Annotated in this window: 12 protein-coding genes; 10 read left to right on the top strand and 2 right to left on the bottom strand. The window is 73.7% G+C overall.

Annotation, left to right across the window (positions count from 1 at the left end; translation table 11 throughout):
• Nucleotides 1-4: 4 nt before the first annotated feature.
• The 3 genes from ABTZ91_RS08745 to ABTZ91_RS08735 all read left to right on the top strand — a co-directional run bounded on the left by ABTZ91_RS08745 (nucleotide 5) and on the right by ABTZ91_RS08735 (nucleotide 2,694).
• Entirely contained in the window at nucleotides 5-1,318 is a 1,314-nt protein-coding gene (locus ABTZ91_RS08745) for an MFS transporter (protein WP_352076426.1), read from the top strand.
• A gap of 61 nt (nucleotides 1,319-1,379) precedes the next feature.
• Entirely contained in the window at nucleotides 1,380-2,192 is an 813-nt protein-coding gene (gene ddaH, locus ABTZ91_RS08740) for a dimethylargininase (protein ID WP_352076425.1), read from the top strand.
• 289 nt (nucleotides 2,193-2,481) lie between these two features.
• Nucleotides 2,482-2,694 (top strand): hypothetical protein, encoded by a 213-nt coding sequence (locus tag ABTZ91_RS08735; RefSeq protein WP_352076424.1) that lies wholly within the window; start codon nucleotides 2,482-2,484, stop codon nucleotides 2,692-2,694.
• Between the two features lie 89 nt (nucleotides 2,695-2,783).
• Here the strand turns inward: ABTZ91_RS08735 and ABTZ91_RS08730 are convergent, their stop codons facing one another.
• Nucleotides 2,784-6,146, bottom strand: a complete 3,363-nt coding sequence (locus ABTZ91_RS08730; RefSeq protein ID WP_352076423.1) for a BTAD domain-containing putative transcriptional regulator — start codon at nucleotides 6,144-6,146, stop codon at nucleotides 2,784-2,786.
• 283 nt (nucleotides 6,147-6,429) lie between these two features.
• Here ABTZ91_RS08730 and ABTZ91_RS08725 point away from each other — a divergent pair, with 283 nt between their 5' ends.
• Nucleotides 6,430-7,497 (top strand): hypothetical protein, encoded by a 1,068-nt coding sequence (locus ABTZ91_RS08725; RefSeq protein WP_352076422.1) that lies wholly within the window; start codon nucleotides 6,430-6,432, stop codon nucleotides 7,495-7,497.
• 4 nt (nucleotides 7,498-7,501) lie between these two features.
• Here ABTZ91_RS08725 and ABTZ91_RS08720 read toward each other — a convergent pair whose 3' ends face one another.
• Nucleotides 7,502-8,227, bottom strand: a complete 726-nt coding sequence (locus tag ABTZ91_RS08720; protein ID WP_352076421.1) for a DUF2470 domain-containing protein — start codon at nucleotides 8,225-8,227, stop codon at nucleotides 7,502-7,504.
• A 261-nt stretch (nucleotides 8,228-8,488) separates the two neighbouring features.
• On the opposite strand from ABTZ91_RS08720, the gene ABTZ91_RS08715 reads away from it, so the two are divergent.
• From ABTZ91_RS08715 to ABTZ91_RS08690, 6 genes are all read left to right on the top strand, one after another.
• Nucleotides 8,489-8,953: a DUF2199 domain-containing protein gene (locus ABTZ91_RS08715; protein WP_352076691.1), complete on the top strand. Its 465-nt coding sequence runs from the start codon at nucleotides 8,489-8,491 to the stop codon at nucleotides 8,951-8,953.
• Nucleotides 8,950-9,408 (top strand): hypothetical protein, encoded by a 459-nt coding sequence (locus tag ABTZ91_RS08710; protein WP_352076420.1) that lies wholly within the window; start codon nucleotides 8,950-8,952, stop codon nucleotides 9,406-9,408. The genes ABTZ91_RS08715 and ABTZ91_RS08710 overlap by 4 nt, the downstream gene beginning before the upstream one ends.
• Before the next feature lie 109 nt (nucleotides 9,409-9,517).
• Entirely contained in the window at nucleotides 9,518-9,817 is a 300-nt protein-coding gene (locus ABTZ91_RS08705; RefSeq protein WP_352076419.1) for a hypothetical protein, read from the top strand.
• Between the two features lie 310 nt (nucleotides 9,818-10,127).
• Complete coding sequence (locus ABTZ91_RS08700) at nucleotides 10,128-11,312, top strand: aromatic acid exporter family protein (protein ID WP_352076418.1); 1,185 nt, start codon at nucleotides 10,128-10,130, stop codon at nucleotides 11,310-11,312.
• Nucleotides 11,309-12,802, top strand: coding sequence for an MFS transporter (locus ABTZ91_RS08695; RefSeq protein ID WP_352076417.1), 1,494 nt, complete (start codon nucleotides 11,309-11,311; stop codon nucleotides 12,800-12,802). Before ABTZ91_RS08700 ends, ABTZ91_RS08695 begins: the two co-directional genes overlap by 4 nt.
• Before the next feature lie 388 nt (nucleotides 12,803-13,190).
• The gene (locus tag ABTZ91_RS08690; RefSeq protein WP_352076416.1) at nucleotides 13,191-14,606 is read left to right on the top strand and encodes a family 2B encapsulin nanocompartment shell protein; all 1,416 of its coding nucleotides are present in this window, start codon (nucleotides 13,191-13,193) and stop codon (nucleotides 14,604-14,606) included.
• Nucleotides 14,607-14,625 lie beyond the last annotated feature (19 nt).

Raw genomic sequence — 14,625 nt, 5'->3', positions numbered from 1 at the left:
CGCGATGACCACCGCCTCCGTCCAGCCGCCCCCGGTGCCCGCCTCCTCCCCGGCGGACGGCACGCCGCCGAGGAGCCGCTGGGGCCTGTGGGCCCAGGGAAACTTCCGCAAGCTCTGGATCGGCGAGACGACCAGCGGCCTCGGCACCGCCGTCGGCAATGTCGCGCTCGCGCTGGTGGCCGTCGTCACCCTGGACGCCTCGCCGTTCATGGTCGGCCTGCTGACCGCCTCCGCCTGGGTGCCGTGGCTCTTCCTCGGCCTGCTGGCCGGGGCCTGGGTGGACCGCTGGCCCCGGCTGAAGGTGATGCTGGTCTGCGACCTGCTCCTGCTGTTGCTGTTCGGCAGCGTGCCGGTGGCCGGCTGGTTCGGCCTGCTGACCATGGCCCAGCTGGTGGCGGTGGCGCTGCTGGCCGGCGCGGTGAAGGTGTTCCTGTCCACCGCCTACGGTGCGGTCCTGCCCTCGCTGGTCGCGAAGAAGGACCTGCTGGAGGCCAACGTCAAGCTGCGGTCCGGGGACGCGGCGGCGGAGATCGCCGGCCCCGGCCTGGCCGGTGTGCTCGCCCAGGCGTTCGGCGCGGCCAGCGGTCTGCTCGCCGACGCGGCCACCTACCTCGTCTCGGCGCTCTTCCTGGGCTCCATCCGGGCCGAGGAGAAGCCGCCGCCGGTCTCCGAGCGGCGCGGGATCCTGCGCGAGATCGGCGAGGGCGTCCGGTTCCTGGTCCGTGACCCGTACCTGCGGACGCTGGCGAGCTTCGCGGCCGTCGGCAACCTCGGCCTCAACGGCATCCAGGCGGTACAGATGATCTTCCTGGTCCGCAGCGTGGGCGTGACGCCCGGCGGCGTCGGGGCGGTGTTCGCCGTGGTGTCGGTCGGCGGTCTGGCCGGGGCGGCGCTCGCCGGGCGGATCGCCCGCCGATTCGGCACGGCACGCGGCCTGCTGCTGTGCGAACTGGTCGGGGCGCCGTTCATCCTGCTCCTGCCGCTGGCGGGGGAGCGGCTGCCGCTCGCGGTGAGCACGGTGGCCTGGGCGGTCGCGGTCTGCGGCGTGATCGCCGGCAACGTCATCGCCGGCAGCTTCTACCAGGCGTACTGCCCGCCCGCCATGATCGGCCGCATCCGGGCCAGCGCCTCGACCGTCAACTTCAGCGCCATCCCGGTCGGCGCCCTCCTCGGCGGCTGGCTGGGCGAGTTGCTCGGTGCCCGCACCACCCTCTGGATCATGGCGAGCGTGCTGCTCTCGGCCGGCGCGGTGCTCCTCGCCAGTCCGCTGCGCGGGCTGCGGAGCTTCCCCGACCGGCCCGCCGCCTCCTCCTCCTGAACCCCTCGTCCCCGCCGTCCGGTCCCTCTCCGGCGCGCACCCCGACCTCCGGGAGCCCTCCATGCCCCGCACCGCCCGCCCGCGCCGCTTCCTGATGTGCCGGCCGACCCACTTCGAGGTCAGCTACGCGATCAACCCCTGGATGGATCCCGCCAAGCCGGTCGACACCGACCTCGCCGTCGTCCAGTGGGAACGGCTGCACGACCTGTACGTCGAACTGGGCCACCGCGTCGACCTGATCGACCCGCTGCCCGGACTGCCCGACATGGTCTACGCGGCGAACGGCGCCACCGTCGTCGACGGCCGTGTGCTCGGCGCCCGGTTCCGCGACGCCGAGCGCGCCGCCGAGGGCCCCGCCTACCTGGAGTGGTTCCGGGCCAACGGCTTCACCACCCACGACCCGCTCCACGTCAACGAGGGCGAGGGGGACCTGCTGCTTACGGGCCGTCACCTGCTGGCCGGACGCGGCTTCCGCAGCGACTCCGCGGGCCACGCGGAGGCCCAGGAGTTCCTCGGCCGCCCGGTGATCGGCCTGGATCTCGTCGACCCGCGCTTCTACCACCTCGACACCGCGCTCGGCGTCCTCGACGCCGACCAGATCGTCTACTACCCCGGCGCGTTCTCGCCCGGCAGCCGGGAGGTGCTGCGACGGCTCTTCCCGGACGCGGTGCTCGTGGAGGAGGAGGACGCGGAGGCGTTCGGGCTCAACCTCATGAGCGACGGGCTCAACGTGGTGCTGCCCGAGGCGGCGACCGGAGTGGCGGCCCGCCTGCGCGAACGGGGCTTCCGGCCCCTCGGGGTGGACCTCTCGGAGCTGCTCAAGGGAGGCGGCAGCGTGAAGTGCTGCACCCTGGAGATCCGCGAGGCAGGCTGAGCCCGTACGGGTCCCTCTGACGTGGCGCCCGTCCCACGCCCCGACAACACCCGGATCAACGCCCCGGCCGACACGTGACCAACGCCCCGACCGACACCCCGGTCAACCCTCGCTCGGCCCCCGATCAGCCCCCGCTCGGCCCCCGATCAACGACGGCGATCGACGCACGGTGCTCGTGCGTCGATCGGCCGTTGAACGCGCCTTGCCATGGTGGTGCCATCAGCCCGGAGCACTTCGGGAAGCCCCGGAAAACCCCTTCCCACCAGGGAAGACGTCCTAGGGAGCAGTCATGGCGAAGCGTTCGACCACCCTCGGTGCCACCCGGATCCGCCTGGTCGTCGCGGGCCTCGGTCTCGGCGCGGTGATCGCCCTCGGCGCGGCGGGCACGGCGATGGCCGACGGCGTCGCCGGCACCGACCAGGGCGTGGCCGTCACCGGCACGGTGGCCACCCCGACCCCCACCCCGACCGACGACAAGGACTGGAACAGCACCGGCTCCTGAGCCGGTCCCGCCCCCGCCCCTGCCGCCGCATCCGTATCCGCATCCGCATCCGCCTCCGCGATCCTGAGCAGTACCGTTTCTCCCCCGCCCTACGGATCGACCAGCGCGAACGCCGGCTCCTCCAGGAGCACCGCCACCTCGGCGGCCTCCGGAAGCCCCAGCCGGCGGAAGATCTCGTACGCCTGCCGCAGCCGCGCCCCGGCCTCGGCCCCGCGCCCGAGGTCCATCAGCGCCCGGCCCAGCACCCACAGCGCCTGGGCCTGGTCCCGTTCCGCCCCCAGCTCCTCGCAGAGCACCAGCGCCTGCCCGGCGTGGTCGAGCGCCTCGTCGGCCCGGCCCAGCGAGCGCAGGCTGTCCGCGAGCCGGTAGCGCGCGTGCGCGGCCCGGTCCCGCAGACCGGCCCCCGTCGCCACCGCCAGGCACTCCCCGAACCAGGTCAACGCCTCCTCGTGCTGCCCGAGTCCGTGCAGCGCCAGGCCGAGGACGTACAGGGTGTACGCCCGCCCGGGGTCGTCCTGCCGGGTCCGCAGTTCGGCCAGCACCTCGTGACAGATCTCCACCGCCTCGGCGGCCCGCCCGCTGCGTACGCGTGCCAGCGCGGCGTTCACGGTCGTCACCAGGGCGCCGGAGCGGTGTCCCAGCTCGTTCGCGAGCACCAGCGCCTCGTCGTAGTGGTCCACCGCCTCGTCGAAGCGGCTGAGGAACTGGCAGATCAGGCCGAGGTCGTTGAGCGCCTGGCGCAGGATCACCGTGTCACCGGCGGCCCGCGCCGCGGCCACCGCCTGGCGGGCCGCCGCCTCGGCCGCGTCGAGGCGGGTCGCCGCCAGGGCCACGTTCCCGCGCAGGAAGTGCGCCCGCCCGGCCGCCCGTACATCACCGTGCCGCACCGCGGCCTCGGCCAACGCGTCCGCCGTGGTGGCCAGTTGGCGGCTCGGCGGACTGAGGACGAACGGGGTGAGCGCGATCAGCAGGTCGATCGCGGCCCGCAGCGCCGTCCCCGGCACGCCGGTCACCGCCCCAGCCGTCGGCGCGGTCGCGGTCGTCGTCCCGGTCGTCGTACCCGCGCTCGCGTCCGCCGCGACCTGGGCCGCCAGCGCCGCCGCGCCCGCCCGCTCCGCCGCCGCCCACTCCCGCGCCGCCTCACGTCCGGCCAGCGCCACGCCCGGGGAGTGCGCCGGGCCCAGGGCGCCCGCCGCCGGATCGCCCGGCACCGCGTGCTGGAAGGCCGTACAGGCCGTGGCGAGGAGGTGGTCGAGCAGCCGGTCCCGGGCCGCCACCACCTCTCCGACCACCACCTCCCCGACCGGCGTCTCGCCGCCCGCCGCCGTACCGTGCCCCGCCGAGGCGGAGGAGCCCTTCCCCTCCGCGGGACGCCGCCGGGCGAACGCCCGCAGCAGGTCGTGGTAGCGGTAGCGGCCCGGGAACGGCGACTCCACCATCGCCACGTCCACCAGCGCCTCCAGCAGGTCCTCGGCGTCGTACTCGTCGAGGTCGAGCAGCGCGGCGGCGGCCGGAAGCCCGATGTCCGGACCGTCCACCGAGGCGACGAGCCGGAACGCCCGCGCCTGGTCGGCGGTCAGCTGCCGGTAGCTCAGTTCGAAGGCCGCCGCGACCGCCAGGTCGCCGATCCGCAGCTCGTCGATCCGCCGCCGCTCCACCTGGAGCCGGCGGCTGAGGGTCTCCACGGTCCAGCCCGGGCGGGCCGCGAGCCGGGCGGCCACGATCCGTACGGCGAGCGGCAGATGGCCGCAGGCCACCACCAGTTCGCGCGCCGCCTCCCGTTCCGCTTCGAGACGTGCCGTGCCGATGGTGCGGCCGAGCAGGTCCAGCGCCTCGGCGGGCTGGAACACGTCCAGGTCGACCGGGACCGTGGCGGGGATCCCGGCCGGCCGGGTGCGCCCCGTGGTGAGGACCGCGCAGCCGACCGATCCGGGCAGCAGCGGCCGGATCTGCGCCGCGTCCTTGGCGTTGTCGAGCACCAGCAGCAGCCGCCGTCCGTCCACCACGGACCGGAACAGCGCCGAACGTGCGTCGAGGCCGTCCGGCACGGCGTCGCCCGGCACCCCGAGCGCCACCAGGAAACCGCTGAGCACCGCCTCCGGATCGGCCGGTACGGGGTCGGAGCCGCGCAGGTCCACGTACAACTGGCCGTCGGGATAGCTCTCCCGGACCCGGTGGGCCACGTGCAGCGCCAGCGCGGTCTTGCCGACCCCGCCCATGCCGACCACGGTGGCGATCACCAGTGCCTGCGCCGAGGGGGTGCCGAGCGCCTCGACCAGCATCCGGACGGGTGCGGTCCGTCCGGTGAAGTCGGCGGCGTCCGGCGGGAGCTGGGCCGGTCTGGGCGGTGCGGAGGCCGGTCTTGGGCCCGCCTCACCCGGGTCCGTGCCCTCCCGCTCGGTCCGGCGGCCCGGTCCGGCCGCGCGAGGACCGGAACCGGCCCCTTCCGCGCCGCCGTCCCGGGCCGCCTCCGTGTCCCGCCACGACTCCGGTGACTCCTCCGAAGCCCGCCGCCCCGCCTCGGGCCCCGATTCCCCGGGACCCGGTTCCCCGGGGCGCGCCCCTGCCCGTGTTGCCGTCCCGGTCCCCGCCCCCGTCCCAGTCCCCGTTCCCGTCCCCGTCGCCGTGACCGTCAGCGTGCTCGGCTCCGGAGCGGCCAGGGCCGGATCGCCCTCCAGGATCCTCCGGTGCAGCTGATCCAGCTCCGCACCCGGAGCGACGCCCAGCTCCGCGAGGAACAACTGCCGCACTCCGCGGTACACGGCCAGCGCGTCCGCCTGCCGCCCGGCCTGGTACAGGGCCCGCATCAGCAGCCCGTACGCCCGCTCGTGCAGCGGGTGTTCGGTGGTCAGCGAGGTCAGCTCGGGGATGCAGCGCGAGTGGCGGCCGAGCGTCAGGTCGAGGCCGATGCGCTCCTCCAGCAGGGTCAGGCGCAGTTCTTCGAGCCGCTGCCGGTGCCGTTCCGCGAACGGACCGGGGATGCCGGCCAGCGGCTCGCCCTGCCACAGTTCCAACGCCTGGTTGAGCAGGTCACGGGCGCGCAGCGGATCGGTCCGCGCGGTGCGCTCCGCCTCGGTGCCCAGTGCCTCCGCCCGGGCCGCGTCCACGGCGAGCTTCGGCAGGACCAGCCGGTAGCCATCACCCATGGACACCAGCACGCTCGACGCCGGACGCTCGGCCCCGGCCGCGGTTCCGGCCCGAGCTCCCGTCCCGGCCCTGCCCCCGGCCGGCCCCTCCCCACCCTTCCCTTCGGCGTCCAGCACCTTGCGCCAGCGCCATGCGTAGGTGCGCACCGTGGTCATCGCCGCGCCCGGCGGCTCCTCGCCCCACAGCGCGGAGATCAGATCGGTGGCACTCGCCGCGTACCCCGGCCGCAGCAGGAGCACCGCCAGCATCGCCTGCTGCTGCGGACTTCCCACCTTGAGCGCGGTGGTGCCCCGGTGAGCCCGCATGAGACCGAGTAACGAGAAACGGAGATCGCCCATTGTGCCCCCAACACCCCGGAACACGGTGCCCACCCCCGTCGGCACGCATGTCAGATTTGTGTCACCTTTTTAACCACAGCGTCGTACTCGGTGTCGAGAGTGTGTTGAGCGTGTGGTGACCGGGTGTTGAACCCCGCTGGGCAGAATCGTCGTGCCGCGGGCCGGCCGGAGACGGTACGGGGCCCGCCGCCCGCCCCTCGCGCCCGCCGGTGGAGCCGGGCCCTGACCCTACCTTCGGAGGCGGACGTCCGTGAATACCGCACTGCTGTACCGGCTGCTCGACGCCGACCCGGCCGACGGGCCCGCCGAACTGCTCCACCGCGCCCGGTCCTGCCGCCATCTGCCGCATCTGGTGCTCTCCGCGCTGGTCCGCGACGGGGTGCGGATGGGCGAGCCCGCGCGGGCCGAACTGCGCCGGGCCCGCGACCGCGCCGCCCACTACGCCCGCCTGGCCGCCGACCTCGCCCGCGCCACGGGTGTCCGCGCCATCCGCGGTCTCCCGCTCGCCGGTTGTTACCCGCCGGGTCTGCTCCGCCCCCTGGACGGCCTCGAACTCGTCGCCCCCGACGAGGCGGCGCTCTGGCAGGCCGTCATCCGGGTGGTCACCGACCACCCCGTGGAGCACGTCGACGTGTCCCTGCTCGGCGAGCGCCCGCACCACACCGCCGTCACGGTCCACTGGCCCGCCGAGGACCCGCTGGCCGACCCCTGGTACCGCGTCCACCTCAGCACGGCCGCGCTTCCCGGCGACGGGTCGACCGTGCCCGTACGGCCGTACCTGGTCGCCGACGAACACGTGGAGTGCCTCATCGCCCTCGCCGAGTCCCGGCTGCACCGGCCCGCGCCGCCCCCCGGCCCCCTCGCCCTCCTCGATGTCGCCGCGCTCACCGGCCGTTCCTTCGACGCCGCCGAGACCGCCGCCGTCCTCGCCGCCTACCGGCTGGCCCCGGAGGCCGCCGCGCTCCTGGACCGCGCCGCGGAGCACCTCCCGCTCGGCCCGCTCGCCGCCGTCCGCGCCGCTCTCGCCCGCGAGCTCGCCCCCGAACACCGGCGCCGCGCCGCGGCCTCCCGTACTCCGCCCCGCCTCGCCCGGCACGGCATCCTGCTCCGCCGCACCGTCATCCGGCACACCTGGGACCGGGCCCGCTTCCTCACCCCCGCCGCCGGCACCCCGCTTCTCCTCACGCCGGTCGCCGACTTCCTCCTGACCCCGGGCCCCGCCGGCCCCGCCGGTCCGCAGGCCCGATCGGGCCCCGCGGCCCCCGGCCTCCGTGCCGCCGCCCTCCGGGCACTGCACCAGTGGGACGCGCTGTGCTGACGGGTCAGGGGCGGGGGGACGGGTGGCGGTGGTGGTGCGCGCAGCGCGGCGTCGCAAGGAGCCGCCTGACCTGCTCCCCGGCCTCGGCCGCGTCGCGGGCCGTGGCAGGGAACAGCAGGCGCAGGTCACAGTGCCCTTCGCGGTACTCGCAGCGCAGGGTGATGCCGTACCGGTCGACGGCGAGGGGCAGGGCCCGCACCACGCCGTGCGGCAGGCGGGATCCGGCGAGGACCACGAGGTCCGCCACCATCTCCTCGTGGGCGTCGGCGAGATGCGTGAGCATCGCGGCCTCCTCGACCGCGAGCGGGTCGGCCTCGGCAAGGGTGAACGCGCCGAGGCCGACCTCGTGGGTCCCGGTCGCGGTGCGCAGCGTCACCCGCGCCGGCTCGAGCCGGGCCGCGGCGCCGCCGTACGCCACCATCGGGGCGAGCCGCCCCGAGATCGTCACCCTGGCCCGTACCCGGTCGCGCAGCGGCGTGGGGGCGATGTCGGTGAACTCCAGCACGGCGGCGGGGCCGTCGTCCGGCCCGGTGGCGACCCGGAGGGCCAGGGGGCTGTCGGCAGGGAGATGGAGGGTGATCCGTCCTTCGGCGTCCACGGAGTGCATGCCGATGAGGTCGACGTCCTGGCCGTCCAGGGTGAGGGAGAGGGAGATGGCCCTGGCCAGTACGGAACGGACGTGCTCGGCCGCGGTCTGCTCGGGCGGGACGGTGTCGTGGGCGGCGCTCAAGGTGACTCCTCGCGGGACGGGTCGGCGACGGTGAGGTAAGGCTAACCTAACCATCTCTTGCTGGGCCAGCCCCTCGGTCACGCACCGCCGCCATGACGACACTCCGCCCCGGGCCCGGCGTCCTTGAAGAGGTTGACCGGCGTGGACGACCGCGCCGCCCGCCCGACGCCGCACCGACGCCCGTCACTAGGCTCCAGCCCCATGACGAGTGATCCCGGATTCACCTGCACGTGCTGCGGGGCCCACCACCCTGAGCTGCCGATGAACTACACGGCCGAGGCCCCGGCCGTGTGGGAGCCGGCCTTCGCCGACGCCGGCGACTGCCTGCTCTCGTCGGACCAGTGCGTGGTCCGCGGACAGCACTACTTCGTCAAGGGCCTCATCGAGATACCCGTCGTCGACGCCGGCGAGGTGTTCTCCTGGGGCGTCTGGGTCTCGCTCAGCCGTGCGAACTTCTCCCGGGCGGCGGACCTGTGGGACAGGCCGGGCCGCGAGAGCGAGGAGCCGTACTTCGGCTGGCTCACCACCGACCTGCCGGTCTACCCGGCCACGACCCTCAACCTGAAGACCCACGTCCACACCCGCCCGGTCGGCGAGCGGCCTTATGTCGAGCTCGAACCCACCCACCACCCTCTCGCCGTCGAACAGCGCACGGGAATCACCATGGACCGGGTGCGGGAGATCGCGACGGCCGTGCTCCACTCCCGTGGCGGCGAGCAGCGGTGAGCGCCGCCCCCTCCGCGGCGCCGAACCACCCCGCCCCTTCCGACGCCCTCCAGCAGCTCCATCACCTCGCGAAGGAAAGGGCCTTCGGCCGGCATGTCGGATCCGACCGGCTCGTCCAGGCGGGGCTCGACGCGCTGCTCGCCGGCGTGAGCAGTCCCTCGCTCGCCCTCCTGGCCGGACTGACAAGGAGCGAAGAGCCGGACGCACCCCCGCTGTTCGACCTCGTGCTGGAGGAGCTGGGGTTGTCGTTCCGCGCACCGGACGACCCCCGGGCCGCGTTGTGGGCCGAGGTCACCTGGGTCGCCGAACAGATCGTCGACGGGACACTGGATCCCGCCGCAGGCGCCGACCTGATCTGGGCGGAACTCTCGGACCGCCTCGGTCACCCCGAGGCGCTGGGCGAACTCGTCGACCGCGGCCGGCACCTGGCCTGCTGGGAGGAGGCTGGGGCGTGACCGTCGACGAGCTCCGCACGGAGACGGTCGAGGCGGCGAGGCGATTCCTCGCCCGGCGGGCAGCGGAGGAACACCAGGGCTGCCGAGGCCGTCGGCCGGCCGGGGGCGCGTGATCACACCCGGGCGCCGCCCTGGGAGACCGGGCGCCACCTCCGGGTCGGCCGGCTGTGGTCCGGCCCGCTCGCCCCGGCTGCGCCGCCCTGCCGCCCTCCTGCTCGCCGCCGGCCTCGCCCTGACGGGCGTACGGGAAGGGCGGGCGGCCGTCACGGGCCTCGCCGTGGCCGTCGAGGCGGCCGTGGACACCGGCCTGAACGGTCTTGCCGAAGCCCTCGGGATGACGCTGCGGCACGGCCGGGTGCTGCCCGCGGACGGCGCGCTGGTCAACGAGCTACTGCACAAGGGCCGCTGAGACCGCCGCGCCACCCTCCCCGGTCGCGCCCCCCGGTCGCGCCGCCCCCCGGCCGCGCTCCCGGCCGCCCGGCGCCCGGCCCTCCGCCGTACGGACTCCCCGTCGTCCGACCCCGGGCGTGGACCGCGCCGGGCGGGGCAGGCGTGTGACGTGCCCTCCCCCTTCGGAGGGCACACGGACGTGGGCCCGGTGTGCCGGAAGAGCGCCGACGGGGGCGGGATGGCACGCTCGGGCGGGCGGGACACCGTACGGCGAAGCGAGGGAGCACGTGACGCAGCCCATAAGGCGGAGTGCCCGGGACACCGAGCTGATGAGAAAGCTGCGGCGCGATCCGTTCGCCGTCCAGACGGTACGGTCCACGGCGGCGGCGACCCTGTCGTACGTCGTCGCGCTCTGGCTCAGCAGCGAGCCGGTGCCGCTGACCGCGCCGCTGACCGCGCTGCTCGTCGTCCAGGTCACGCTCTACTCGACCCTGACCACCAGCCTGCGCCGGGTCAACTCCGTCGTCGTGGGCGTGCTCATCGCCATCGCGTTCAGCGTGCTCGTCGGCCTCTCCTGGTGGAGCCTCGCCCTCGTCATCCTGGCCTCCCTCCTCGTCGGACGGCTGGTCAAGGTGGAGGAGTTCATCCCCGAGGTCGCCATCAGCGCGATGCTCGTGCTCGGCGTCACCCAGGTGGCCCACACGGCCTGGGACCGGGTCCTGGAGACCCTGATCGGCGCCGTCGTCGGCATGCTCTTCAACCTGGTGCTCGCGCCGCCCGTCTGGGTGGACACGGCCGGGGAGTCCATCGAGGACCTGGCCCGGCGGATGCGCCGACTGCTGCTCGACGTGGCCGAGGAGTTCACCGGCGCACCCCCGTACGAACGGGCCGCGGCCCGGCTGCACGAGGCACGCCGGCTCGACAACGACGTCGCCGACGTCGACGGCGCCCTGCGCACCGCCGAGGACAGCCTCCGGTTCAACCCGCGCGTCAAGGAGGGGCTGCTGCACCGCATCGTGCTGCGCACCGGCCTCGACACGCTGGAGATCTGCGCCGTCGTGCTGCGCGTGCTGACCCGCACCATCACCGACCTGGCGAAGGAGCGCGCCGGCCGGGACCTGCTGCCCCGCCCGACCGCCCTCGCCCTGCAGGAGACCGCCCAGCACACCGCCGACGCCTTCGTCAGCTTCGCCGTCCTCGTCACCGTGTCCGGCAGCGAGGCGGCCGAGGCGGCCGAGACACGGCTCGCCGGCGAACTGCGGGCCGCCCGCGTCTGCCGGGACCGGGCCGCCGGCCTGCTGCTCGCCCTCGCGCTGCGCGAGCCCGCCCGCTGGCAGCTGTACGGGGCGATGCTCACCGAGGTCGACCGCGTCCTGGACGAGCTCGACCCCGAGCACCGGGGACGGCGGCTGATGGAAGAGCTCGACCGGCACGGGCGCGAACGCCGTGGACGGCGCCAGTGGCGGCGCCGCCTGACGAGGAGAAACCACAAGCAGGAGGAGATGCTGACATGACGGCCCCATCGTCGTCCGCGCCCGTGCCCGCGGAGACCGGCACGGTCACCACCGCCGTACCGGCGCGCCTGGACCGGCTGCCCTGGTCCCGCTGGCACTGGATGATCGTCATCGGCCTCGGCACCGTCTGGATCCTCGACGGTCTCGAAGTCACCATCGTCGGCAACGTCGCCGGCCGCATCGCCGAGGACGGCAGCGGACTCGCCATCACCTCCGCGCAGGTCACCGGCGTCGCCGCCGCCCTGTACGTCGCCGGAGCCTGCTCCGGGGCGCTGTTCTTCGGATGGCTGACCGACCGCTACGGCCGCAAACGGCTCTTCATGGTGACCCTGGCGGTCTATCTGGCCGCGACCGCGCTGACCGCGCTGTCGACCGAGGTCTGGTGGTTCTTCCTCTTCCGCTTCCTCACCGGCTTCGGCATCGGCGGCGAGTACGCGGCCATCAACTCCGCCATCGACGAACTGATCCCGTCCCTCTACCGGGGCCGGGTCGACCTGATCATCAACGGCAGCTACTGGCTCGGCGCGATCGGCGGCGCCCTGCTGTCCATCGTCATGCTGGACACCGACATCTTCCCCGAGAACCTCGGCTGGCGGCTCAGCTTCGCCCTCGGCGTGGTCCTCGGCCTGGTCATCCTGCTCGTCCGCCGGCACGTACCGGAAAGCCCACGCTGGCAGTTCATCCACGGCCGCGGCGAGGAGGCGGAGCAGCTCGTCTCCTCCGTCGAGCGCGAGATCGAACGCGAGAAGGGCGAACAGCTCCCGCCGCCCGCCCGTGACATCACCATCCACCAGCGCAGGAGCGTCGGCTTCGGCGAGATCGCGAAGACCGTCTTCGCCCGCTATCCGCGCCGCGCCGTCCTCAGCCTGTCGCTCTTCATCGGCCAGGCGTTCCTGTACAACGCGATCACCTTCGGCTTCGGCGCCATCCTCACCACCTTCTACGACGTGCCGACCGGCCACACCGGCTACTACTTCGCCGTCATCGCCGCCGGCAACTTCGTCGGCCCGCTGCTGCTCGGCCGGCTCTTCGACACCGTCGGCCGCCGCGTCATGATCTCCTCCACCTACCTGCTGTCCGGCCTCCTGCTGTTCGCCACGGCCTGGCTCTTCGGCCGGGGCTCCCTGTCGGCGGCGACCCTCACCGCCTGCTGGTGCGCGGTGCTCTTCTTCGCGTCGACCGGCGCCTCCAGCGCCTACCTGACCGTCTCCGAGGTCTTCCCCATGGAGACCAGGGCCATGGCCATCGCCTTCTTCTACGCCCTCGGCACCGCGGCCGGCGGCATCAGCGGCCCCCTGATCTTCGCCGGCCTCACCGAGTCGGGCGTGGTCGCCGACACCGTCCTCGCCTTCCAGGTCGGCGCCACCCTCATGTGCGTCGCCGGCCTCGTCGCCGTGTTCCTGGCGGTGAACGCCGAACGCCGCTCCCTGGAGGACATCGCCGAGCCGCTCTCGACGGCCCGACCGTCCACGGAGCGCGTCCGGCCCTGACGGTGGCCGGAAACCTCTCCCCACGAAGACGACACCGGCGTTTCCGCCGCCGCGACGCGGCCCCGGAGCACCGCGCGAACGCTGCGCATCCCCGCCGGTGAAACCTCACGAAGCGTGACAGGAAAGGCAATGGGGCGCTCGGGCGCGGCGACGGAACGCCGCCCGGGCGCCCTCGCGCGACTGGCTCGAATGTGGTCGGTCACCGGGATAAACCCCGCGACGGACAAGATCACCGCATCGAGGTAATGCCTCCGGTCCCATGCGGCACACCGTGCGCACGGAGCGTTACTGTTCCCCAGGATCTGGCCGATCTGGCCGGTCTGGCCCGGATTCCCGGTGATTGCATCGGGTTTTCCGCTTTTCCGCCTTCCGAAGGAGTGCTCGTTCCATGACCGTTGAGACCGGTCCGGAGACTCAGGTGGAGCCGCCGCGGCAGCAGTCCAGCCTGAGCACCGCGGCTGCCCGGAACCTCGCCACCACGACCAAGTCCGCCCCGCAGATGCAGGAGATCACCTCCCGGTGGCTGCTGCGCACGCTCCCCTGGGTGGAGACGAAGGGCGGCACCTACCGGGTGAACCGCCGGCTCACCTACACCGTCGGAGACGGGGTCATCGAGTTCGTCCAGGACGGCGCCGCCGTCCGCGTGATCCCCCGCGAGCTCGGCGAACTGGCCCTGCTGCGCGGCTTCGAGGACGAGGAGGTGTTCACCGCCCTGGCCGGCCGCTGCGTCCAGCGCGACTTCCGCGCCGGCGAGGTCCTCGTCGAGCGCGGCGCCCCCGCCGACCAGATCCACCTCATCGCCCACGGCCGCGTCAACCAGACCTCCACCGGCAAGTACGGGGACGAGGTCTCCGTCGCCGTCCTCGCCGACGGCGACCGGTTCGGCGAGAACGCCCTCCTGGACGCCGACGCCACGTGGGACTACACCGCCACCGCCGAGACCCCCGGCACCCTGCTCACCCTCTCCCGCTCCGACTTCGCCTCCGTGATGGCCCAGTCGCCCGCCCTCGAGGCCCACATCCAGGCGTTCAGTTCCCTGCCGAAGCAGCGGCAGAACCGTCACGGCGAGGCCGAGATCGCCATGTCGGCCGGCCACGTCGGCGAGGTCGAACTGCCCGGCGCCTTCGTGGACTACGAGCTCAATCCGCGCGAGTACGAGCTCTCCGTCGCCCAGACCGTCCTCAAGGTCCACACCCGCGTCGCCGACCTCTACAACGGGCCGCACAACCAGACCGAGGAACAGCTGCGGCTCACCATCGAGGCACTGCGCGAGCGCCAGGAGCACGAGCTCGTCAACAACCGCGAGTTCGGCCTCCTCCACAACGCCGACTTCAAGCAGCGGATCCAGACCCACTCGGGCCCGCCCACCCCGGACGACCTCGATGAACTGCTCTGCCGCCGCCGCGGCACCAAGTTCCTCTTCGCCCACCCCAAGACGATCGCCGCCATCGGACGCGAGTTCAACGCCCGCGGGCTCTACCCCGACCACGTCGACCTCGGCGGCCAGCTCGTCCCGGCCTGGCGCGGCGTCCCGATCCTGCCCTGCAACAAGATCCCGATCAGCAAGGAGCAGACCAGCTCCGTCATCGCCATGCGTACCGGCGAGGACAACCAGGGCGTCATCGGGCTGCGCCAGACCGGACTGCCGGAGGAGTACGAGCCGGGCCTCTCGGTGCGCTTCATGGGCATCAGCGAGCAGGCGATCATCTCGTACCTGGTCACCACGTACTACTCCGCCGCCGTCCTCGTCCCCGACGCGCTCGGTGTGCTGGAGAACGTGCAGATCGCCCGCAGGCGCGACTAGTACGCCCGTCGAGGAACCT

Source organism: Streptomyces sp. NPDC126499 (genome assembly GCF_040302485.1).
Classification (GTDB): Bacteria; Actinomycetota; Actinomycetes; order Streptomycetales; family Streptomycetaceae; genus Streptomyces.
This window is presented reverse-complemented; position numbering and strand designations above follow the sequence as displayed.